Source organism: Paracoccus alcaliphilus (genome assembly GCF_028553725.1).
GTDB classification, from domain to species: Bacteria; Pseudomonadota; Alphaproteobacteria; order Rhodobacterales; family Rhodobacteraceae; genus Paracoccus; species Paracoccus alcaliphilus.
This window is the reverse complement of record NZ_CP067128.1, coordinates 1-16739: the sequence shown is the minus strand read 5'-3', so window position 1 is coordinate 16739 and position 16739 is coordinate 1. Positions and strand designations below refer to the sequence as shown.

18 protein-coding genes and 2 pseudogenes are annotated in these 16739 nt (G+C 60.2%); 9 read left to right on the top strand and 11 right to left on the bottom strand.

Translation table 11 applies throughout. The features are described 5' to 3' along the window. Positions 1-27 precede the first annotated feature (27 nt). The 3 genes from tnpB to JHW40_RS23680 all read right to left on the bottom strand — a co-directional run bounded on the left by tnpB (position 28) and on the right by JHW40_RS23680 (position 1922). Positions 28-381 (bottom strand): IS66 family insertion sequence element accessory protein TnpB, encoded by a 354-nt coding sequence (gene tnpB, locus JHW40_RS23690; protein WP_272849163.1) that lies wholly within the window; start codon positions 379-381, stop codon positions 28-30. Next, the gene (gene tnpA, locus JHW40_RS23685) at positions 378-836 is read right to left on the bottom strand and encodes an IS66-like element accessory protein TnpA (protein WP_272849162.1); all 459 of its coding nucleotides are present in this window, start codon (positions 834-836) and stop codon (positions 378-380) included. Before tnpA ends, tnpB begins: the two co-directional genes overlap by 4 nt. Positions 837-989: 153 nt before the next feature. Continuing rightward, positions 990-1922 carry an IS5 family transposase gene (locus tag JHW40_RS23680; RefSeq protein WP_090618176.1) on the bottom strand — a complete coding sequence of 311 codons (933 nt, stop codon included), beginning with the start codon at positions 1920-1922 and terminating at the stop codon, positions 990-992. Positions 1923-1985: 63 nt separating this feature from the next. Here JHW40_RS23680 and JHW40_RS23675 point away from each other — a divergent pair. Then, positions 1986-2683, top strand: a pseudogene (locus JHW40_RS23675) (IS5 family transposase); the annotation flags it as partial. Here the strand turns inward: JHW40_RS23675 and JHW40_RS23670 are convergent. From JHW40_RS23670 to JHW40_RS23660, 3 genes and pseudogenes are all read right to left on the bottom strand, one after another. Next, on the bottom strand, positions 2667-2924 hold the full coding sequence (locus JHW40_RS23670; RefSeq protein WP_139208295.1) for a hypothetical protein: 258 nt from the start codon (positions 2922-2924) through the stop codon (positions 2667-2669). The pseudogene JHW40_RS23675 and the gene JHW40_RS23670 overlap by 17 nt on opposite strands. Positions 2925-2986: 62 nt before the next feature. After that, positions 2987-3151 (bottom strand): annotated as a pseudogene (locus JHW40_RS23665) (transposase); the annotation flags it as partial. A gap of 157 nt (positions 3152-3308) precedes the next feature. Beyond that, positions 3309-4358, bottom strand: coding sequence for a LacI family DNA-binding transcriptional regulator (locus JHW40_RS23660; RefSeq protein ID WP_090617814.1), 1050 nt, complete (start codon positions 4356-4358; stop codon positions 3309-3311). Between the two features lie 106 nt (positions 4359-4464). On the opposite strand from JHW40_RS23660, the gene JHW40_RS23655 reads away from it, so the two are divergent. The 8 genes from JHW40_RS23655 to JHW40_RS23620 all read left to right on the top strand — a co-directional run bounded on the left by JHW40_RS23655 (position 4465) and on the right by JHW40_RS23620 (position 12080). Then, positions 4465-5103 carry a TRAP transporter small permease gene (locus JHW40_RS23655; RefSeq protein ID WP_090617816.1) on the top strand — a complete coding sequence of 213 codons (639 nt, stop codon included), beginning with the start codon at positions 4465-4467 and terminating at the stop codon, positions 5101-5103. Then, the gene (locus JHW40_RS23650; RefSeq protein ID WP_090617818.1) at positions 5100-6386 is read left to right on the top strand and encodes a TRAP transporter large permease; all 1287 of its coding nucleotides are present in this window, start codon (positions 5100-5102) and stop codon (positions 6384-6386) included. The genes JHW40_RS23655 and JHW40_RS23650 overlap by 4 nt, the downstream gene beginning before the upstream one ends. Before the next feature lie 44 nt (positions 6387-6430). Then, complete coding sequence (locus JHW40_RS23645; RefSeq protein WP_090617820.1) at positions 6431-7435, top strand: TRAP transporter substrate-binding protein; 1005 nt, start codon at positions 6431-6433, stop codon at positions 7433-7435. A gap of 83 nt (positions 7436-7518) precedes the next feature. Then, positions 7519-8817, top strand: a complete 1299-nt coding sequence (locus tag JHW40_RS23640; RefSeq protein WP_090617822.1) for an NAD(P)/FAD-dependent oxidoreductase — start codon at positions 7519-7521, stop codon at positions 8815-8817. Next, the gene (locus JHW40_RS23635) at positions 8807-9109 is read left to right on the top strand and encodes a (2Fe-2S)-binding protein (protein ID WP_090617823.1); all 303 of its coding nucleotides are present in this window, start codon (positions 8807-8809) and stop codon (positions 9107-9109) included. The genes JHW40_RS23640 and JHW40_RS23635 overlap by 11 nt, the downstream gene beginning before the upstream one ends. 4 nt (positions 9110-9113) lie before the next feature. Further along, positions 9114-10571 carry an FAD-dependent oxidoreductase gene (locus tag JHW40_RS23630; protein ID WP_139208296.1) on the top strand — a complete coding sequence of 486 codons (1458 nt, stop codon included), beginning with the start codon at positions 9114-9116 and terminating at the stop codon, positions 10569-10571. Continuing rightward, a complete protein-coding gene (locus JHW40_RS23625) occupies positions 10568-11707 on the top strand; it encodes an NAD(P)/FAD-dependent oxidoreductase (protein WP_170851987.1) in 1140 nt (379 codons plus the stop codon). Before JHW40_RS23630 ends, JHW40_RS23625 begins: the two co-directional genes overlap by 4 nt. A 25-nt stretch (positions 11708-11732) precedes the next feature. Continuing rightward, positions 11733-12080 carry a RidA family protein gene (locus JHW40_RS23620; protein ID WP_090617826.1) on the top strand — a complete coding sequence of 116 codons (348 nt, stop codon included), beginning with the start codon at positions 11733-11735 and terminating at the stop codon, positions 12078-12080. Between the two features lie 191 nt (positions 12081-12271). Here JHW40_RS23620 and JHW40_RS23615 read toward each other — a convergent pair. The 5 genes from JHW40_RS23615 to repA all read right to left on the bottom strand — a co-directional run bounded on the left by JHW40_RS23615 (position 12272) and on the right by repA (position 16739). Continuing rightward, positions 12272-13029, bottom strand: a protein-coding gene (locus JHW40_RS23615; protein WP_272849161.1) for an IS5 family transposase whose coding sequence is annotated in 2 segments (ribosomal slippage) — positions 12272-12705 and positions 12705-13029 — 759 coding nt in all. Because the reading frame shifts where the segments join, the coding sequence is not laid out codon by codon here. 270 nt (positions 13030-13299) lie between these two features. Then, positions 13300-13746: a replication initiation protein RepC gene (gene repC / locus JHW40_RS23610; protein WP_244519405.1), complete on the bottom strand. Its 447-nt coding sequence runs from the start codon at positions 13744-13746 to the stop codon at positions 13300-13302. Then, positions 13721-14461, bottom strand: coding sequence for a plasmid replication protein RepC (gene repC, locus JHW40_RS23605; RefSeq protein ID WP_244519406.1), 741 nt, complete (start codon positions 14459-14461; stop codon positions 13721-13723). Before repC (JHW40_RS23605) ends, repC (JHW40_RS23610) begins: the two co-directional genes overlap by 26 nt. A 167-nt stretch (positions 14462-14628) precedes the next feature. Continuing rightward, positions 14629-15552: a plasmid partitioning protein RepB gene (gene repB / locus JHW40_RS23600; protein WP_090617977.1), complete on the bottom strand. Its 924-nt coding sequence runs from the start codon at positions 15550-15552 to the stop codon at positions 14629-14631. After that, positions 15552-16739 (bottom strand): plasmid partitioning protein RepA, encoded by a 1188-nt coding sequence (gene repA / locus JHW40_RS23595; protein WP_090617979.1) that lies wholly within the window; start codon positions 16737-16739, stop codon positions 15552-15554. Before repA ends, repB begins: the two co-directional genes overlap by 1 nt.

Here is a 16739-nt window from a genome sequence, read left to right as displayed (position 1 = left end):
AAAACAAGGCAAAATATACCCGTCTGATTACCCCGCCGCAATCGGCGCCGCCACGCGCCGCGCAACCGTCCGCCGCCAGTCCAGACCCTCGAACAGAGCTTCCGCCTGCGCCCGCGACAGCCGCATCACCCCGTCCTGGACCTTGGGCCAGGCGAAGCTGCCGTGTTCCAGAACCTTGTAGGTCAGCACCATTCCGGTGCCGTCCCACACCAGGATCTTCAACCTGTCCCCGCGTTTCGAGCGGAAGATCACCGTCACCCCGGAATGCGGGTCGAGCTTCAACTCGGTCTGAACCATCAGCGCCAGGGCCTGGTGCCCGCAGCGGAAGTCCACCGGCTTCGTCGCGATCAGGATCGGCTGCCGCGCGCCCGCAACGATCATGCCTCTCCCCGCAACGCCCGCACCAGCGCGGCGGCACGCTCCACTGCGACATCACCGGGAACACGCAGCACGATGCCGGCGCCGATTTCCACGGTCAGGATCCCGTGCCTGTGCCGATCAGGCGCCACAGGCACGGCCTTCCCGGCTTGCCGATCAGAAGGATCGTCAACCGCCAGCGGCACAAAAAACGGCTCCGGGGAAATGGAGCGGGGCAACTCGGGCTGCGCCATGAAATCGGCCGGCAGAGCCAGCAATCCGCGCCGCGCACGGCTACGCCATTCCGAAAGATGGTGGGGCTGCATGTCATGACGCCGCGCCACATCCGCAACCCGAACACCGGGTTGCAGGCTCTCCGCGACAATCCGAGCCTTCACATCGTCAGGCCAGCGCCGGTTCCTCCGACGAGGCTCTACAACCTCGCAACGCCCGACAAATCCGTCCCCGCCATCCGCCATTCCAAAACCCTTCTGAAACTTCAGAAGAAAAATCGCCGATCAGCCGCAGGTCCAAAACCGCAAATCTCAATGGGACAGAGACGCCAGATACCTTGCATCGGCATTGTTGCAGAAGTCATCAAGGGATTGAGGATCCCCCTTTCCCCGTTCGCCTCATGCCACGCGTTCGATCTCGGCTTGGCCGAGGGCGTTGAACCGGTTTATCAGCGCCACACGGATGTGGATTTCAGCGGTTTGACGGTCCGGGTCGCGTGATGCGATCCTCTCACCGAAGGCCTTCAGGCATCTCATCTTCGCCTCGATCCGACTTCGGACGTGATAGCCGGTCCAACGCTTCCAGATGTTTCGGCCCAGGCGTTGTGTGGCACGGAGGATCTCGTTGCGAACGGCAGCGGCAGGGCAATCTTCCCGCCATCGTCGCCCATTCTTGCGGATGGGTATGACCGCCGTGCCACCGCGCTCCAAGATTGCGGTGTGGCAGCGGCGCGTGTCAAATGCGCCGTCCCCGGTCACGGTGCCGATCTGCTCATCGGGCGGTATCTGATCCAGCAGCTGGGGCAGAACGGGACTGTCGCCCTTGTCGCTCGAGGTGAATTCTACGGCCCGAATGTCACCGGTGTCGGTGTCCATCGCCAGATGAATCTTGCGATATTGGCGTCGGCGCTGTGTGCCATGCTTGCGCGCCAGCCATTCACCGTCACCCAGGAACTTGATCCCGGTGCTATCGACCAGCAGGTTCAGCGGCCCGGGCGCACGGCGCTGCGTGATCTGCACCGTGATGCGTTTCTGGCGGCGGCTCAGGGTGGAGAAGTCCGGCACCGGCCAGTCGAGACCGGCCATCGACAGGATGCTCGCCACCATCCCGGTCGTTTGTCTCAGCGCCAACCCGAACAGCACCTTCACCATCAAACAGAATTGGATCGCAGCATCGCTGAATACCGGCGGTCGGCCATGACGACCGGCTTTCGCAGCTCGCCAGACCATATCCTTGTCCAGCCAGATCAAAAGGGAGCCTCGTCGCTTCAGCGCTTCGTTATAGCTCTTCCAGTTCGTCGTGCGGTAGCGGGCAGGCTCAGGCTTAGTCATACAAGAAGCCTAACAGCAGGGGTTCGTAGACGGAATCCCCCCCAGGACCGTGACTTCTGCAACAATGCCCACGGCAAACCCCGCGTCGATGATCGGCGTGTCTTGAGCGGGATTATCTTCATCAATCGCAATGGGTTGCGTTGGCGCGATGCGCCTGCGGAATACGGCCCCCACAAGACGCTCTACAACCGATGGAAGCGGTGGAGCGACAAGGGCATCTTTGCGCAGATGATGGCTGGCCTGGCAGCCGATCACGGCGAGGAAAAGACGGTCATGATCGACGCGACTTATCTCAAAGCCCACCGAACCGCGACCAGCATGGCCGCGAAAAAGGGGGGCGTGGACGCCTGATTGGCCGAACGAAGGGCGGCATGAACACCAAGCTGCACGCCGTCTGTGACAGTCAGGGACGCCCACTCAATCTTTTCGTCACCGCCGGGCAGGTCAGCGACTACATCGGCGCACGGGCTTTGCTGGGTAGCTTGCCAAACGTGGAATGGCTGCTCGGGGACCGGGGCTATGACGCCGACTGGTTCAGAGACGCGTTGAAAGACAAAGGGATACGCGCCTGCATCCCCGGCCGAAAGCAGCGCAAGACGCCCGTGAAATACGACAAGCGACGCTACAAACGGCGCAATCGCATCGAGATCATGTTCGGCAGGCTCAAGGATTGGCGACGTGTGGCGACCCGATACGACAGATGCCCAAAGGTCTTCCTCTCCGCCATCGCACTCGCGGCGCTCGTCATTTATTGGCTATGAGTCCTGAGCCTAGAACAATCCGGCCTGGAGCATGATCGCTGGCTTTTGGACGACCTCGCATATCCCGATCCACACCGGCATTGTTGAGCCTTGCTGACATTTCTAAATGGCTCATGAAGCGACATTTTAACTTGGTGACAACAACGGCTACTTGCGCGGCATGGCTCGCGCCTTCCAGCAAGGCCAGCTCATCCTGATGGGCAGCCTGATCGGTCTCATCGAGCGCAAGCGGCAGGATCAAGCGCCGTGATCAATCGGCTTGCCCTCGCCCTGCTGCTGGCCTTGGCCCTGTTTTCGGGTGCCGGCATCATTGGCATCCTCATAGCCTGCCGCAATTATCAGGATCCGAAACCGGATGATCTCCTCGAGGCTGTGCTGCACCTTGGACGGAGCACGCGCGACTTCTATGCAAGTGGCAAGACAGCCTGCCAAATCTTCACGGCGCTCGATCTCCCGCAACAGCATCAGTGTCCTGGATGGAAGCACCCAGTCACCGCCAGTTCTTGGGCCTATCGGCCCGACCCTGCCGGTCGATCACGTCCCCACCACACCGGTCAAGCGCGTCATGACGATGTAAACCTGATCGTCCGTCGTTCGTCAGGCCCTGTGCTGATTGAGGCTGAGCCTATCGGTTCGGCGGTGCGGTGCTTTCACGCACGATCAGTTCGGCTCCCAGTTCGAGCGAGACCAGTTTCTTGCTTTCGGTCAGATGGCCCAGAATCGATTCGGCACAGCGTGTTCCGATGATCGCCTGCTCGGTCCGGATCGAGGTAAGGCCAGGATTGGTGATCTTGGCGAAATCTGAATCGTCGAAACCGGTGATCGAAATATCGCGCGGCACGTTCAGGCCCATACGGCGCGCCTCACGCATGGCCCCGGCGGCAAAGATATCCGAGGTACACAGGATCGCGGTTGGCGGATCGGGCTGACTTATCAGCGACGAAAACGCAAATGACCCGTCCTCGACGCTATAATTGCTTGCCACGAACAGGTCTTCGTCAACCTCGACCTGCCATTTGACCAGCGAATCGTTGATGCCCAACCGGCATTTCAGCGCCATGTCATTCGTTTCAGGGTGCGCCGAGATGACCCCGACTCGTTTGTGCCCCAGAGCGCAAACATGATCGGCGGCCATGCTTGCTGCGCGGCGCAGGCAAAATCCGATCTGCGCCGACGGGCAATCATCAAGCCAAGACCAAAGATTCATCCGTGGCACCTGGTATTCGTTGATCAGGGCGTCGGTTTCGGGGGAATGCATGCCGCCCAGCAGAATCAGGGCATCGACGCCGCGCGCAATCAACTGGCGCACCCGAAGCGGCTCGGTCGCGGCGTTATAGACAGTGGTCATGGTGATCAGGGTATAGCCTGCCTGGTCGAACCGGGTCTGAAGCTGGTTCAGAATGCTGCCGAACAGGATGCTGTCGAGACGCGGAAAGATCGCGCCCACGGTCATAGAACGCCCGGATTTTAACGTTTGCGCAGCGGCGAGTGGTACGAAATTCAACTGCTGTATCGCGGCTTCGACCCGCGCCCTGCGTTCCTTTCCAACCTGACTGGGGCTGTTCAGAACCCTTGAAACGGTCGCTGACGAAACACCGGCCAGGGCGGCCACATCTCCGATTGTTGGTACGCTCACTGCCTGTCCTAATGCTGCTTCGAGCCTGATCTTGGTCATGTACGCCGCAGTTTGCAACCAACGCCCAATTATGTAAGCGTTACCATAAAAATGTCGATTCTACACCAGAGGACTCTATGAATTCTGTTGACGAGCACTGAAAAGCATGAGTTTCTTCGTGAAACCGTTTCCAAAATGGGATCGTAATGAGCCAAAATCACACAGCTTGCAGTGCTACAGTACCGGAGGCATCGACCCTGATGAGCTTCGCATGACCCAAAGCCAATTCCATCGCAGCCGCGTGGTCAGGTTCTTTGATCTCTATGCCGAAGAGTCGATCGCCTGCGCTCTGATCGTGTTGATGACCTTTTGTGTGCTGCTTCAGGTGTTCAGCCGTTATTTTTATGACCTAGGCGTTCACTGGACCGAAGAGGTCGCAGCCTACAGCATGGTCTGGGCGGTCTATCTGGGCGCGATCGTCGGCATCCGACACCATTTCCACATCAGAATGCTTCTGCTGGTGCAGAAACTGCCCCGCGGCTTCGGGCTGGCGTCCATCATGCTGGGCGATGTTTTGTGGATGGGGTTCAACATCCTGATGATCATCTATGCGTCCGACTATTTGATCCGCCTTTTCAGCTTCGTCAACGCCTCTGTCTCGCTCGGGATCGAACAGGAGTGGCTCCATTCCATCATTCTTATTGCCTATGTGCTTATGAGCGTTCGCGTCATCCAGGTTTACGTCCTGTGGTTTCGCGGCGGCTGCATCGGCCTGCCGGCACGCGAACATGAGGCAGACGCATGAGCGACCCATTGATCATCACAGCAGTGTTCATCGGAACGCTTCTTATAGGGGTCCCGGTCTTTGTTGTGCTTGGCGTTACAGCCGTCGTCGGGCTGTGGTTGCTGGACATCCCTGGCAATTCGCTGGCGCAATCCTCGGTCGTCGCCCTGCAACCTTTTCCGTTGCTGGCCCTGCCCCTGTTCATCCTTGCAGGCTCGATTATGGAGCGCGGCCATACTGCGGCGCGACTGATCAACGTCGCCCAGAGCATGATGACCTCGCAAAAGGGCAATCTGGGCTACGTCACGGTCATTGCCTGCGCGATTTTCGGTGCCATCTCGGGCTCGGGTATGGCAACAACCGCCGCTGTCGGATCGGTAACGATCCCACGGATGATCGAAGACGGCTATTCGCCGCGCTTTGCGTCGGCTGTCGCGGCATCGGCTGGCGCACTGGGCGCTATGATCCCGCCCAGCAACATGATGATCATCTATGGGCTGGTTGCGTCGCAGTCCATCCCGCGGCTCTTTCTGGCAGGGGTCATTCCGGGGCTTACGCTGGCGCTACTGCTGATGGTCGTTGTGTATTTCTTAGCACGCAAAGAGGCACCGCGTGAAACCGCGCCGTTCCAGTGGACCGTCTTTGCCCGCGTGGTGAAAGAGGGGAAGTGGGCTCTGGGTGCGCCGATCCTTATTCTGGGCGGCATCTATTCCGGCGTCTTCACCCCTACCGAAGCCGCGGGCGTCGCCGTGCTTTACGCCCTGTTCGTCGAGGCGGTGGTCTATCGGGAGCTGAAATGGAGCCAGTTCCTGGGCGCGCTCAGGTTCACCACCCTGATGACCGGCATGCTGATCCTTCTGGCGCCCACCCTGACGCTGGGGCACATCATCGCACTCTACGACATGCCCGATTTGGTGCTTGGCCTCCTAACATCAATGGGAAACAATCCGCTGATATTCCTTACAATCGTGGCCGTCTTTTACATCATTATCGGCACATTCATGGATTCTCTGGCCCAGATCGTCATCTTCACGCCGGTACTTCTACCGGTGGCGATCAGCCTTGGCATCGACCCGATCTTCTTTGGTGTGTTCACGATCATCACCGCTGAAATTGGTTTCCTGACGCCTCCGGTTGGCGGCAACCTCTATGTCGCACAGCGCATTGGCAACGTCAGCCTTGAGTCGATCTCGCTCGCCGTAGTCCCGTTCTTCTGGGCCTATATCGCCGGGCTTGTCATCGTCACCCTCTGGCCGGAACTTGTACTTTTCCTGCCGGACCTCGTGTTCGGCGAAAGCCGGTAATCACCACCACCAGACCAATAAATCAAAACCAACAGGAGCCAGAAATGCTACACAAGCTACTGAAAAAGATGATCCAGCCAGCCGCAGGTGTCATGCTGGGCATGATGACTCTGCCCGTGATGGCCGCAGATGTAACGATCAACCTGGGCTGGGAAACGCCACCGGAATCCAAGCTTGGCATCCTTGCGGTCAAGTTCAAGGAACTGGCCGAAGAATACAGCGAAGGCAGCGTCGAGGTGAAACTGCGCTGCTGCGGCCAGATCGGCAACGAAGAAACAGCGTTCAGCGCGATGCAGCTGGGCAACGTCGATGCGTTTTTGGTGTCGTCGAACAACCTGTCGTCGAACTATCCGCTGATCGACGTGTTCGTGCTGCCCTATATCTTCCGCAGCCCCGAGCACATGAAGGCGGTTCTCGAAGGGCCAGTCGGTGTGGAATTCGCCGAAGGCCTGCGGCAGGCAACCGGTGTCAATCTGCTGGCCTATGGCGGCGTATTCTTCCGCGAAGTGTTCAGCGTCAAGCAGCCGGTCGATGAGATCGGCCAGATGTCGGGCCTCAAGTTCCGCGTGCCGCAGAACCAAGTGATGATCGACACGGCCGCTGCCTTTGGCGCACAGCCGGTCGCCATGGCTTGGTCCGAAGTGCCCACGGCGTTGCAGACCGGCGCAATCGATGCCACCGACAACGGACTCGTCACGATCCGCGATATGAAGTTCTATGAGTTCGCTGAGCATCTGGTGCGCCTCGATCACATCGCCGCATTCGTTCCGCTGTTCATGAGCGACCAGACGATGGCAAAGCTGGATGACGCTCAGAAAGAAGCTGTGATGCGCGCCGCCGCCGAGGCCAGCGCCTATCAGGCCGAGATCATCCAGAGCGGCGAAGACGAAGTGCGCGCTTGGCTGCGCGACGAAGGCGGCATGACGTTACATTCACCGGACCGCGCGCCGTTCATCGAACGTGCCTTGACCGTGCAGGACAACTTTGCGGAGGAGCGTGGCGAAAAGTTCAAGTCACTAATCGAAAAGATACGCGCCGTCGAAGGCTGAGGTACAACACCAAAGGGCCTGCCCCTTGGGGTCGGCCCGCCATGCGCCACCACGGGGCGTGACCGAAATCACGGAGAAATTTTATGTCGTCGGGGAAAATCGCTCCAGGTGCGGGGCTGGTTGCGGTCATCGGTGCGGGGCTTGTCGGCCTGGCTTGTGCGCGCAGGCTACAGCGTGATGGCTTTGACGTTGCCTTGTTCGACCCGGGCAAGCCGGGCGCTGGGGCATCCTATGGAAACGCGGGCCTGATCGCCGGTTCCGCCGTCATTCCCGAGGCCAGCATGGAAACCCTGTGCAAGCTGCCTGGCCTTTTGTTCGGCAGCACCGGCCCGCTCAGCCTGAAACCGTCCTATCTGCCGCGCATGGCGCCCTTTCTGTGGCATTTCGCCAAGGCCTGCCGCATTTCGCAGTTCGACCGCATTTCTCGCGCTATGGCGGGTCTGTCGCTGGTCGGGTTCGATCACTGGATGACCCTGCTGGACGACCTGCCAGACGCTCGCGCGCTGTTTCAGCGTAACGGCTGTCTTTATATTTACCTCACCGACGCCGAGCGACGTGCCGCCGAAGCCCACAACGAAGTTCGCCGTGCCCGCGGGATGAGCCTGACTGATCTGTCGGCATCCGAGGTGGCCAATCTGGTGCCAAGCCTTGCGCGGCCTGTTGCCGGTGCAATGCTTGCGCATGAGGCAGGTCATGTTCTGGGCCCTGGCGCGCTGAGCCAGGCACTGTTTGATCGTTTCATGGCCGATGGCGGCCAGTTCATCAACGCGCCCGTCTCCGAGATCATCAAGTCCGGCAACCGCGTTAGCCAGTTGCGTACGGCATCGGGGCAGACATACGAGGTCGGTCACGTCGTTCTGGCGGCTGGAGCCCATTCCAGCGGGCTTGCCGCGCAGTTGAACTGTGGCGCACCGATTGTCGGGCATCGGGGCTATCACCTGATGATCGCCCAGCCAGGAGTCGAGACGCAACTGCCGATGCTGGTTCCCGCACTCGGGATAGCCGTTACCCCAATGCAATCGGGCCTACGCTTTGCCGGACTGGTCGAGTTCGCGGACTTCGACGCGCCGCCTAGCGAAAAACTGTTCCACCAGATCCAGACCGCCGCCAAGCGCCTGTTTCCCCAGTTGCAGGTCGGTGCATCCGACCGCTGGATGGGCTGCCGCCCATCCCTGCCCGACGGTGTTCCGATCCTTGACCGTGCACCCGGGCTGAGCAACGCCTTGCTGGCTTTCGGGCACGGGCAGATGGGTTTGACCCAGGCGGCAGTCAGCGGCCATGTCATTTCAGACCTCATGCTGGGCAAACCGCCCCGCGTCGACATCACGCCCTATGGAGCCGATCGGTTCTCGCGTCACCGGTCCGTTGCCGATGTCGCCTGAAACGAGCACTTTTGGGCCGGCGTTCCGTCTGACCGCATCCACCCAAACCGTGGTCATTTCGTTTGAGGGTACGGCGCTGCGCGTGCCTGAAAACGTCTCGGTCGTGGCCGCGTTGCTTGTAACGGGCTACCCGGCAGGGCGAAGGGCTAGCGGATCGGGCGCACAACGCAGCGCCTATTGCGGCATCGGGCAATGCTTTGACTGCACCATGACCATTGATGGCGTGTCCGGCTGTCAGGCCTGCATGACGCGGGTGCGCGAAGGTATGCAAGTAGCCCGTCAGAGAGTTTGACATCGTGACAGAACCCCTTGACCTCGTTATCCTCGGAGCCGGACCCGCAGGATTGGCCGCCTTCCAGACCGCCGGCGCCTGCGGCCTTGACGTCGCGCTTGTCGATGAAAACGCACGGGCGGGCGGGCGCATCTACAAAGGCATTTTGTCAGCCTGCGCCGCCGGAAAACCGCTGTCTGATACCTATGGCGCCGATGGTCCATGGGCCGCCAAGGCCGTCGACGCGGTGCAAACCGCCAATGACCCCGCGATTTTCACCGGGCACACGGTGATCGACGTGACCCGCACCCCGGGGGATGTGTGGCAGGTACATCTGCTGGCTGAACCCGGTCTGAAACACCTGAAGGCGCGCCGCATCCTTGTGGCCACCGGCGCCAAGGAGCGCCCCTTTGCCTTTCCCGGCTGGACACTGCCCGGAGTGATGACCGCCGGCGCGATCCAGACCCTGATGAAAGACAGCAATTGTCTGCCCGACTGCCCCGTCGTTCTGGCCGGATCGGGGCCGCTGTTGCTGTTGCTGGCCACACAGTTGCTGGAGCAGGGCGTGACCGTTTCGGCGCTGCTCGATACCACGCCCTCGTCCAATGTACTGCGCGCCGCACGCTTTGTGCCTGGCGCCGTGATGGCTGGCACGACGCTGTGGCAGGGGGTGAACCTTCTGTGCCGCATAACCCGTGCGAAACTGCCGCGGTATCAAAACGTCACACAGGTCGCGGCCCAAGGCACCGACCTGCTGAAGGCCGTCACCTTCACCTATCGCGGCACCGAACACCAGATCTCCACACCGCTGCTGGTGACGCATCTGGGTATCGTCCCCGACACTCAATTGACTCGGCTTCTGGGCTGTACCCATTACTGGTCGCCGCTGTTGCAGGCTTGGGCGCCCGATGCGGACAAGGCAGGTCAAACCTCGCACCCCGATGTTTCGGTCGCGGGGGATGCAACCGGCAGCAATGGCGCGTTGGCGGCGCGGAATGCGGGGCATCTTGCGGCTTTGGACGCTGCCTGCAAGCTAGGGGCGATTTCGACCCATGACTATCACGAGCGTGCGATACCGCTCCTCGCCTTCCACCGCCGCTCAACCCGCGAACGGCGGTTTCTGAATCATCTGTTCGCCCCTGCCCCGTCACACGCACGCACCCTGCCTGACGACACATTGCTATGCCGCTGTGAAGAAGTCAGCTTTGGCACATTGCGCGCAATGACCCGCGCTGGGATCGGCGATTTCGATCACTTCAAGGCTGTGAGCCGCTGTGGCATGGGCCTATGTCAGGGCCGCATCTGCGCCGATATGGCCACCCTTGCATTGGCCGAGGGCGCTGGCATCGACCCGTCAAAGGCGCGCCAGATGACGGTGCGCGCGCCGCTGAAACCGATCCCGCTGGGCGCCTTGGCCAAGGGCATCGACATCAGCGTCGCGCTGCCTGGCGAAGGCTTTGTCTATACAAGCGACAAGCCATGACCGGGGCCGTATCACACAGTGCCGACGTGATCGTTATCGGCGGCGGCATTCACGGCGCCTCGACCTCGCTGCATCTTGCACGGCGTGGCTATTCCGTCAACCTTTTGGAGCGTAACCGAATCGGGTGCCATGCCTCAGGGGTGAACGCCGGCAGTATTCACCACATTCCGCGCATCCATTTCGAATTGCCGTTGGCCGAAAGCGCGCTTAAGGTCTGGCCCGAGATTGCTGAGATGCTGGGCGATGATTGCGGGTTTCGCCGAAACGGCTATTTGCGTGTGGTCGAAACCGAGGCCCAGTTCGAAACCGCCCGCACCGCGATGGAGCGCGTCCGTCGGTATTCGTCGATAACAGAGGAATGGCTGGACCGGGGCGCACTGCGGGACCTTCAGCCGGGACTGGGCGACAGCATCACAGGCGGGATCTGGGCCGCCGAATGCGGTTCGGCCGATCCGGCCCGCACTCTACACGCCTTTCGGCTAAACCTTCAGCGCGCAGGCGTGGGCCTTTTCGAAGGATGCCGGGTGCAGGCCATAACACGGGTTGGCGACGTGTGGCACTGTGTCTCTGCCACGCAGGCGTTTCAGGCGCCGGTGCTGATCAATTGTGCTGGAGGCTGGGGCGGCGATATCGCGGCGCTGGTCGGTGAACGGTTCCCCCTGACCCGACAGGCCCTCATGATGAGCGTGTCCGCCCGCACCCCTGCCCTGCTAGGCCCGGTAGTCGGCCATGTCGGGCACCGCCTGTCGGTGAAGCAGGCCTTAAACGGCACCTACCTGATCGGCGGCGGCTATCGCGGCCACGTCAGCGACACCGCCGTTCATGCCGGTCTGGACCACGACAGGCTGGCTTATAACCTTGCGCTGGCCCAGCATGTCTTTCCCACGCTGGCGCAGGCGGCCCTGACCCGGTGCTGGGCCGGGCTCGAAGGCTTCGCACCGGATCACGCCGGATATATCGGCGCCTCGTCCTACTCCACAGACCTTTGGCATTGCTTCGGTTTCTCAGCGCATGGGTTCTATCTCGGCCCGGTCGTCGGCAAATTGCTGGCCCAGGCAATAGATACCGGCGACACGCCCAAGGTCTTGTTGCCGTTTCTCCCAACGCGCGCGGAGGGCGGCACCCTCACCCACTAACGAACCATCACAAAGGAGAAAAAACGTGATCAAACGACACCTTCAGATTCCCATTGGCCACCGCGTGGTCGAATACAATGGCGTATTCTATTTCGGCGGCCTGATCTCGCGCGATCTGACCCGCGACATGAAGGGCCAGACCCAAGATATCTGCGACCGCTTAGACGAGCTGATGGCCGAAGTCGGCGCATCGAAAAGTAGCCTGCTGACCGCGATGATCTATATTTCCGATTTCTCCCAAAAGGACGGAATGAACCAAGCGTGGCTGAACTGGATCAAGGCTGACGATCTGCCGACCCGAGCAACCATTGGCGTGGCCGATCTGGGAGAGAACGTTCTGGTCGAGATCGTAATCTCCGCCGCCAAGGTCTGAGCATTGCCAGACATTTCCGGGGGCACTGTCAGAAGTGCCCTCGGATATCGGCCCGTCAGGGCCTCGCGCCATCCTTCAGTCCGGCGACGGCTGGCACCAGCGCTGTCGGTCGATGGGGAAATGGCGATAGAAATCACCAATCGCTCCAGTCTGGCCGAAATGCTCGACGCCATGCAAATTAGGCTCAGGACTCATAGCCAATAAATGACGAGCGCCGCGAGTGCGATGGCGGAGAGGAAGACCTTTGGGCATCTGTCGTATCGGGTCGCCACACGTCGCCAATCCTTGAGCCTGCCGAACATGATCTCGATGCGATTGCGCCGTTTGTAGCGTCGCTTGTCGTATTTCACGGGCGTCTTGCGCTGCTTTCGGCCGGGGATGCAGGCGCGTATCCCTTTGTCTTTCAACGCGTCTCTGAACCAGTCGGCGTCATAGCCCCGGTCCCCGAGCAGCCATTCCACGTTTGGCAAGCTACCCAGCAAAGCCCGTGCGCCGATGTAGTCGCTGACCTGCCCGGCGGTGACGAAAAGATTGAGTGGGCGTCCCTGACTGTCACAGACGGCGTGCAGCTTGGTGTTCATGCCGCCCTTCGTTCGGCCAATCAGGCGTCCACGCCCCCCTTTTTCGCGGCCATGCTGGTCGCGGTTCGGTGGACTTTGAGATAAGTCGCGTCGATCATGACCGTCTTTTCCTCGCCGTGATCGGCTGCCAGGCCAGCCATCATCTGCGCAAAGATGCCCTTGTCGCTCCACCGCTTCCATCGGTTGTAGAGCGTCTTGTGGGGGCCGTATTCCGCAGGCGCATCGCGCCAACGCAACCCATTGCGATTGATGAAGATAATCCCGCTCAAGACACGCCGATCATCGACGCGGGGTTTGCCGTGGGACTTCGGAAAATAGGGCTCAAGACGCGCCATCTGGGCGTCGGTCAACCAGAAGAGATCAGACATGTTCACCGCTCGTTTTTCGAACCGTGAATCACGCCGCCTCGCAGAAATCAATGGGTCCTGACCCTAGCTTTCCGTTTTTCTTATGCCGACATGAACTGATCAACGCCGTGCGATGTGGGCTGATGGTACGACATTTCTTCCCGTTCTGGACGGCACAGGACATAAGCCTATTTGCACCGTTTACCGCTCAATGAGATCCGAGATTGCATGGGTTTGAGAACCTCGCGTTGCCCTCGCCGTCACACAGTCGCAGTTGACAGCTGTCAACATTCAGGCTCTCTGCATATGATCCGCTGACAATAAGGCCATGACCATCGGGCCCGCCGAGAACACTCCGTTCGCAGCCTTTCCCGTTAATGCCCGCAAATAACCACCTGGACTACGGATCATCTCAGCGCGCTGCAATATGTAGGCCAGAGCCACGGCAGCCGTATCATTCCCCATATGTCGCCGTGCGGATACCCATGCATCAACACTGATGCCAAGCATGGGGTGGACAAATGTAGCGACATTCAAGAGATCCCTCCAACTCTGGATAGGCTGACGGGTGTAGGTGGTAATGTCCGGTGCTGCTTTCAGCACCAGCTCCAGCGGAAGTCTGGGCTCACTGGTGTCAGCGGGGGGAATTTTTTGTTCCTCTTCGCATGTTTCAGATTCATAAGATTCTGAGTCTGAACTCTGATAGTGCCGCTCATTTTGGCTGGCTTTGTCGCTCATTTCTACTGTTTGAGCCAGTATCCGGGACTTCCGCCAACAGGTCGTCGAGAGCAATGGCGAGTTTCTGCAGGTCAGAAAGGGGCAGTTTGCGCCGGATCTGACGTTGGGCGTCAGACAGCATCTGCGACAGGGTATCGGTCGCGCGTACTGAGGCGTCATTTGCCCAGGCAAGCAATTTGGATGCGTCGCGCAGCCGCAGAACGACGCTTTCCCGCAGGCGGCGAAGCTGTAGGGCAAGCTGTCGGGTAGCTTTGGCAGCCTCGGTGATCTCGGCGGCGCGGACAAGCAATGGCCGCAGATCAAAGCCGAAAGCGCGATCGATCTGTCCAGTGCTGTTGCGGGTGGCATAACGCTTGCCGTTCGGACTGTCATGACGCAGAACTAGGCCGGCGCGGACCAGTGCGGCGATGTGGCGGCGCAGGGTGCTTTCGGGCATTCCATGGACCCGGCCAGAAAGGGTGGCGTTTGACGGAAAAACGATCAGCTGGTCATTGTCGCGCAGCTCTTTGGTGGGGTGAAATGACATCAACCCGGCGAGCACGGCAAGATCACGATCCGAAACACCGAATGCTTTGCGTGCTTCGGTCAGGTCGCGCAGGATCGACCATTTGTCGAGCATGTGGGGCAGGGCGGGGGCCGTTGCCAGCGTATTGTTTGCCAGAAGTCCAGCCGAAACCGGACGGCGCCCGAAAGGCGTCGCAGAAATATGCCTCATGTTTCTTGTCACAGGGCAACAGAAAATCGCTCGCCGGAAAGACGCCGGTTGACAGCTGTCAACGATTGCCGTTATCTTCGAGGTGCTAGATCGAGAAACGGCCCTTCGGGATGTCTTGTCCTAGGGGGCTTTTCTTTTGCCTTATTGTGCCTCCTTATTGGTTGCGTTCAGTCGTTCGGGCCGCTTTCCTGCTTATTTTCCAGCCAGTTGCGGTGAAACTCGTCAATGTGATCGGCCAACCAGTCGGCAAAGGCGCGTCCTTCTCCGGTCATCTCGATCACGGTTTTATTCCGGCTTCGCGTGATGTGTCCAAGACGCGCTTCGCCGTGGCCGCGCAGAACCTGCGGCGCGGATCGGGGGCGTGGCGCGGTCAATGACGAAAGCACGGCGGCGAAACGGCTGTCGGAATCCGGTCCTTGCGCGGCAGCGATCAGTTCCGAGGGCGGTTGGTCGGCTACCTTCAGCGCCAGCGCCAGCCAGCGGTCCCGCCCGGCCGAGGGCGCCGCCCCGATTGCACGGATAACGGATTCGGGGATGGCATCGGTCACGGTCAGCATGCGCGAGATCACGGTCTTGTCGATGCTCAGGGCGTCGCAAATCACCTTGCGATCAAATCCGGCCTTGACCATCTGGGCGGCAAAGTTTGCCTTTTCGATGAAACTCAGGTCCTTGCGGGCGGTGTTCTCCTGCCCCTGGGCAACGATCAGTTCCCGGTCGTTCAGGCTGCGGATCATCGCCTTGACCGGCAGCTTCAGCTCTCGCATGGCCTGAACGCGACGGCGGCCAAAGACCACCTCATAGCGGCCCTCGTCATTGGGCGAATGGCGCAGCAGCACCGGCACCTGCTGGCCGTATTCGTGGATCGATTCCTTCAGGGCTTCGATCCCGGCTGCGTCCTCGTCCAGCCGGTCCTTGATGCCGGCGCGGTCGATCATGTCGGGATGAACCTCGATGATCGCGCGGCTTTTCAACTCGTTGATCGACTTCGAAACAGCACCGATCGCACCTCGATCCGAGCGGGGCAGGGGGCGCGGTTCTTCCGTCGTCGTGGGCGCATTCATCAGGTTTTTCAACAGATCCTTGCGTGCCATCATGCCCCCTTGCCGCGGCCCCAGGCCGCCTGGATCAAGCCCTCGATCTCTCCGTTCACCGCGTTCAGGCTTTCCATCGCGCGCTCATAGGTCGAGCGCGTGAACTGAGCCTTTTCAACCTCATAGAGGGTCTGTTTGGTGATTCCGGCATCCGAAATTGCGGTCGATTTCAATACGGGATGGTTCAGCACATTCTCACCGAACATCGAGCGCATGAAGCTGACCATCTGGTTCTGTGGCCCGTCGCCCGGCTCGTATCTGGTGATGAGATAGCGCATCCAATCATAATCCATGCGTCCCCCGGCATCGGCGACAACGCCCAGCAGGTTCGATGTCATCAGCAAGAACTGACACATTGACATGACATCCAGCATCTGCGGATGAACAGTCACCAGAATTGCGGTTGCCGCGGACAGGGCGGACATGGTCAGGAACCCCAGTTGCGGCGGGCAGTCGATCACGACGATGTCGTATTCGCTTTCGACTTCGATCAGAACGTCGCCGATCCGGGTAAAGAAATAGCTGCCTGACCGTTCGCGCAACGCCATGGGTGTTGCGTGCTCGAATTCCATCAGGTCCAGATTGCCGGGGATCAGGTCCAGATTGGTGAAATAAGTCTTTTGAATCACTGATTTGATCGGCACAGGGTCTTCATAGCGGATCGCATCATACAGCGTGCCGCCATCCACCAGATCAAATTCTGGCTGCACCCCATGCAGCGCCGACAAGCTGGCTTGCGGGTCAAGATCGATCGCCAGTACCCGATAGCCGTCCAGCGCCAGCTTCTGCGCCAGATGCGCGGCCGTCGTGGTCTTGCCCGATCCGCCCTTGAAGTTGATGACGGTGATGACTTGCAGATGGTCGCCGTCGCGCCGTCCGGGCAGATAGGTCCCGGGCGCCTTGGCACCTTTTTCCAGCATGACGCGCAGCGCCTGAATGTCGGCGGGACTGTAATATCTGCGGCCACCGGCCCGCGTCTCGGGTGAGGGTCCTTTGCCGTCCAGATCCAGCTTGCGCAGATAGGCGTCCTTGACGCCCAGCAGGTCCGCCACCTCTCCCGAGGTGAATTTACGCAGTTCGCGCCTCGCGTCAGGTGGGAAAAGCTGTTCTCGATGCGCCTGCAAACGCTCGGAAAGGGCTGCGGCGTGATCGCCGATCAGCTTGTCGATACGTGTATGTGGCCGCAT

What these genes read in the sequence shown, in the direction of transcription:
- tnpB (WP_272849163.1), bottom strand. Translation starts at nt 381, where the DNA reads ATGATCGTTGCGGGCGCGCGGCAGCCGATCCTGATCGCGACGAAGCCG.
- tnpA (WP_272849162.1), bottom strand. Translation starts at nt 836, where the DNA reads ATGGCGGATGGCGGGGACGGATTTGTCGGGCGTTGCGAGGTTGTAGAG.
- JHW40_RS23680 (WP_090618176.1), bottom strand. Translation starts at nt 1,922, where the DNA reads ATGACTAAGCCTGAGCCTGCCCGCTACCGCACGACGAACTGGAAGAGC.
- JHW40_RS23660 (WP_090617814.1), bottom strand. Translation starts at nt 4,358, where the DNA reads ATGACCAAGATCAGGCTCGAAGCAGCATTAGGACAGGCAGTGAGCGTA.
- JHW40_RS23655 (WP_090617816.1), top strand. Translation starts at nt 4,465, where the DNA reads ATGAGTTTCTTCGTGAAACCGTTTCCAAAATGGGATCGTAATGAGCCA.
- JHW40_RS23650 (WP_090617818.1), top strand. Translation starts at nt 5,100, where the DNA reads ATGAGCGACCCATTGATCATCACAGCAGTGTTCATCGGAACGCTTCTT.
- JHW40_RS23645 (WP_090617820.1), top strand. Translation starts at nt 6,431, where the DNA reads ATGCTACACAAGCTACTGAAAAAGATGATCCAGCCAGCCGCAGGTGTC.
- JHW40_RS23640 (WP_090617822.1), top strand. Translation starts at nt 7,519, where the DNA reads ATGTCGTCGGGGAAAATCGCTCCAGGTGCGGGGCTGGTTGCGGTCATC.
- JHW40_RS23635 (WP_090617823.1), top strand. Translation starts at nt 8,807, where the DNA reads ATGTCGCCTGAAACGAGCACTTTTGGGCCGGCGTTCCGTCTGACCGCA.
- JHW40_RS23625 (WP_170851987.1), top strand. Translation starts at nt 10,568, where the DNA reads ATGACCGGGGCCGTATCACACAGTGCCGACGTGATCGTTATCGGCGGC.
- repC (WP_244519405.1), bottom strand. Translation starts at nt 13,746, where the DNA reads ATGAGCGACAAAGCCAGCCAAAATGAGCGGCACTATCAGAGTTCAGAC.
- repC (WP_244519406.1), bottom strand. Translation starts at nt 14,461, where the DNA reads ATGAGGCATATTTCTGCGACGCCTTTCGGGCGCCGTCCGGTTTCGGCT.
- repB (WP_090617977.1), bottom strand. Translation starts at nt 15,552, where the DNA reads ATGGCACGCAAGGATCTGTTGAAAAACCTGATGAATGCGCCCACGACG.
- repA (WP_090617979.1), bottom strand. Translation starts at nt 16,739, where the DNA reads ATGCGGCCACATACACGTATCGACAAGCTGATCGGCGATCACGCCGCA.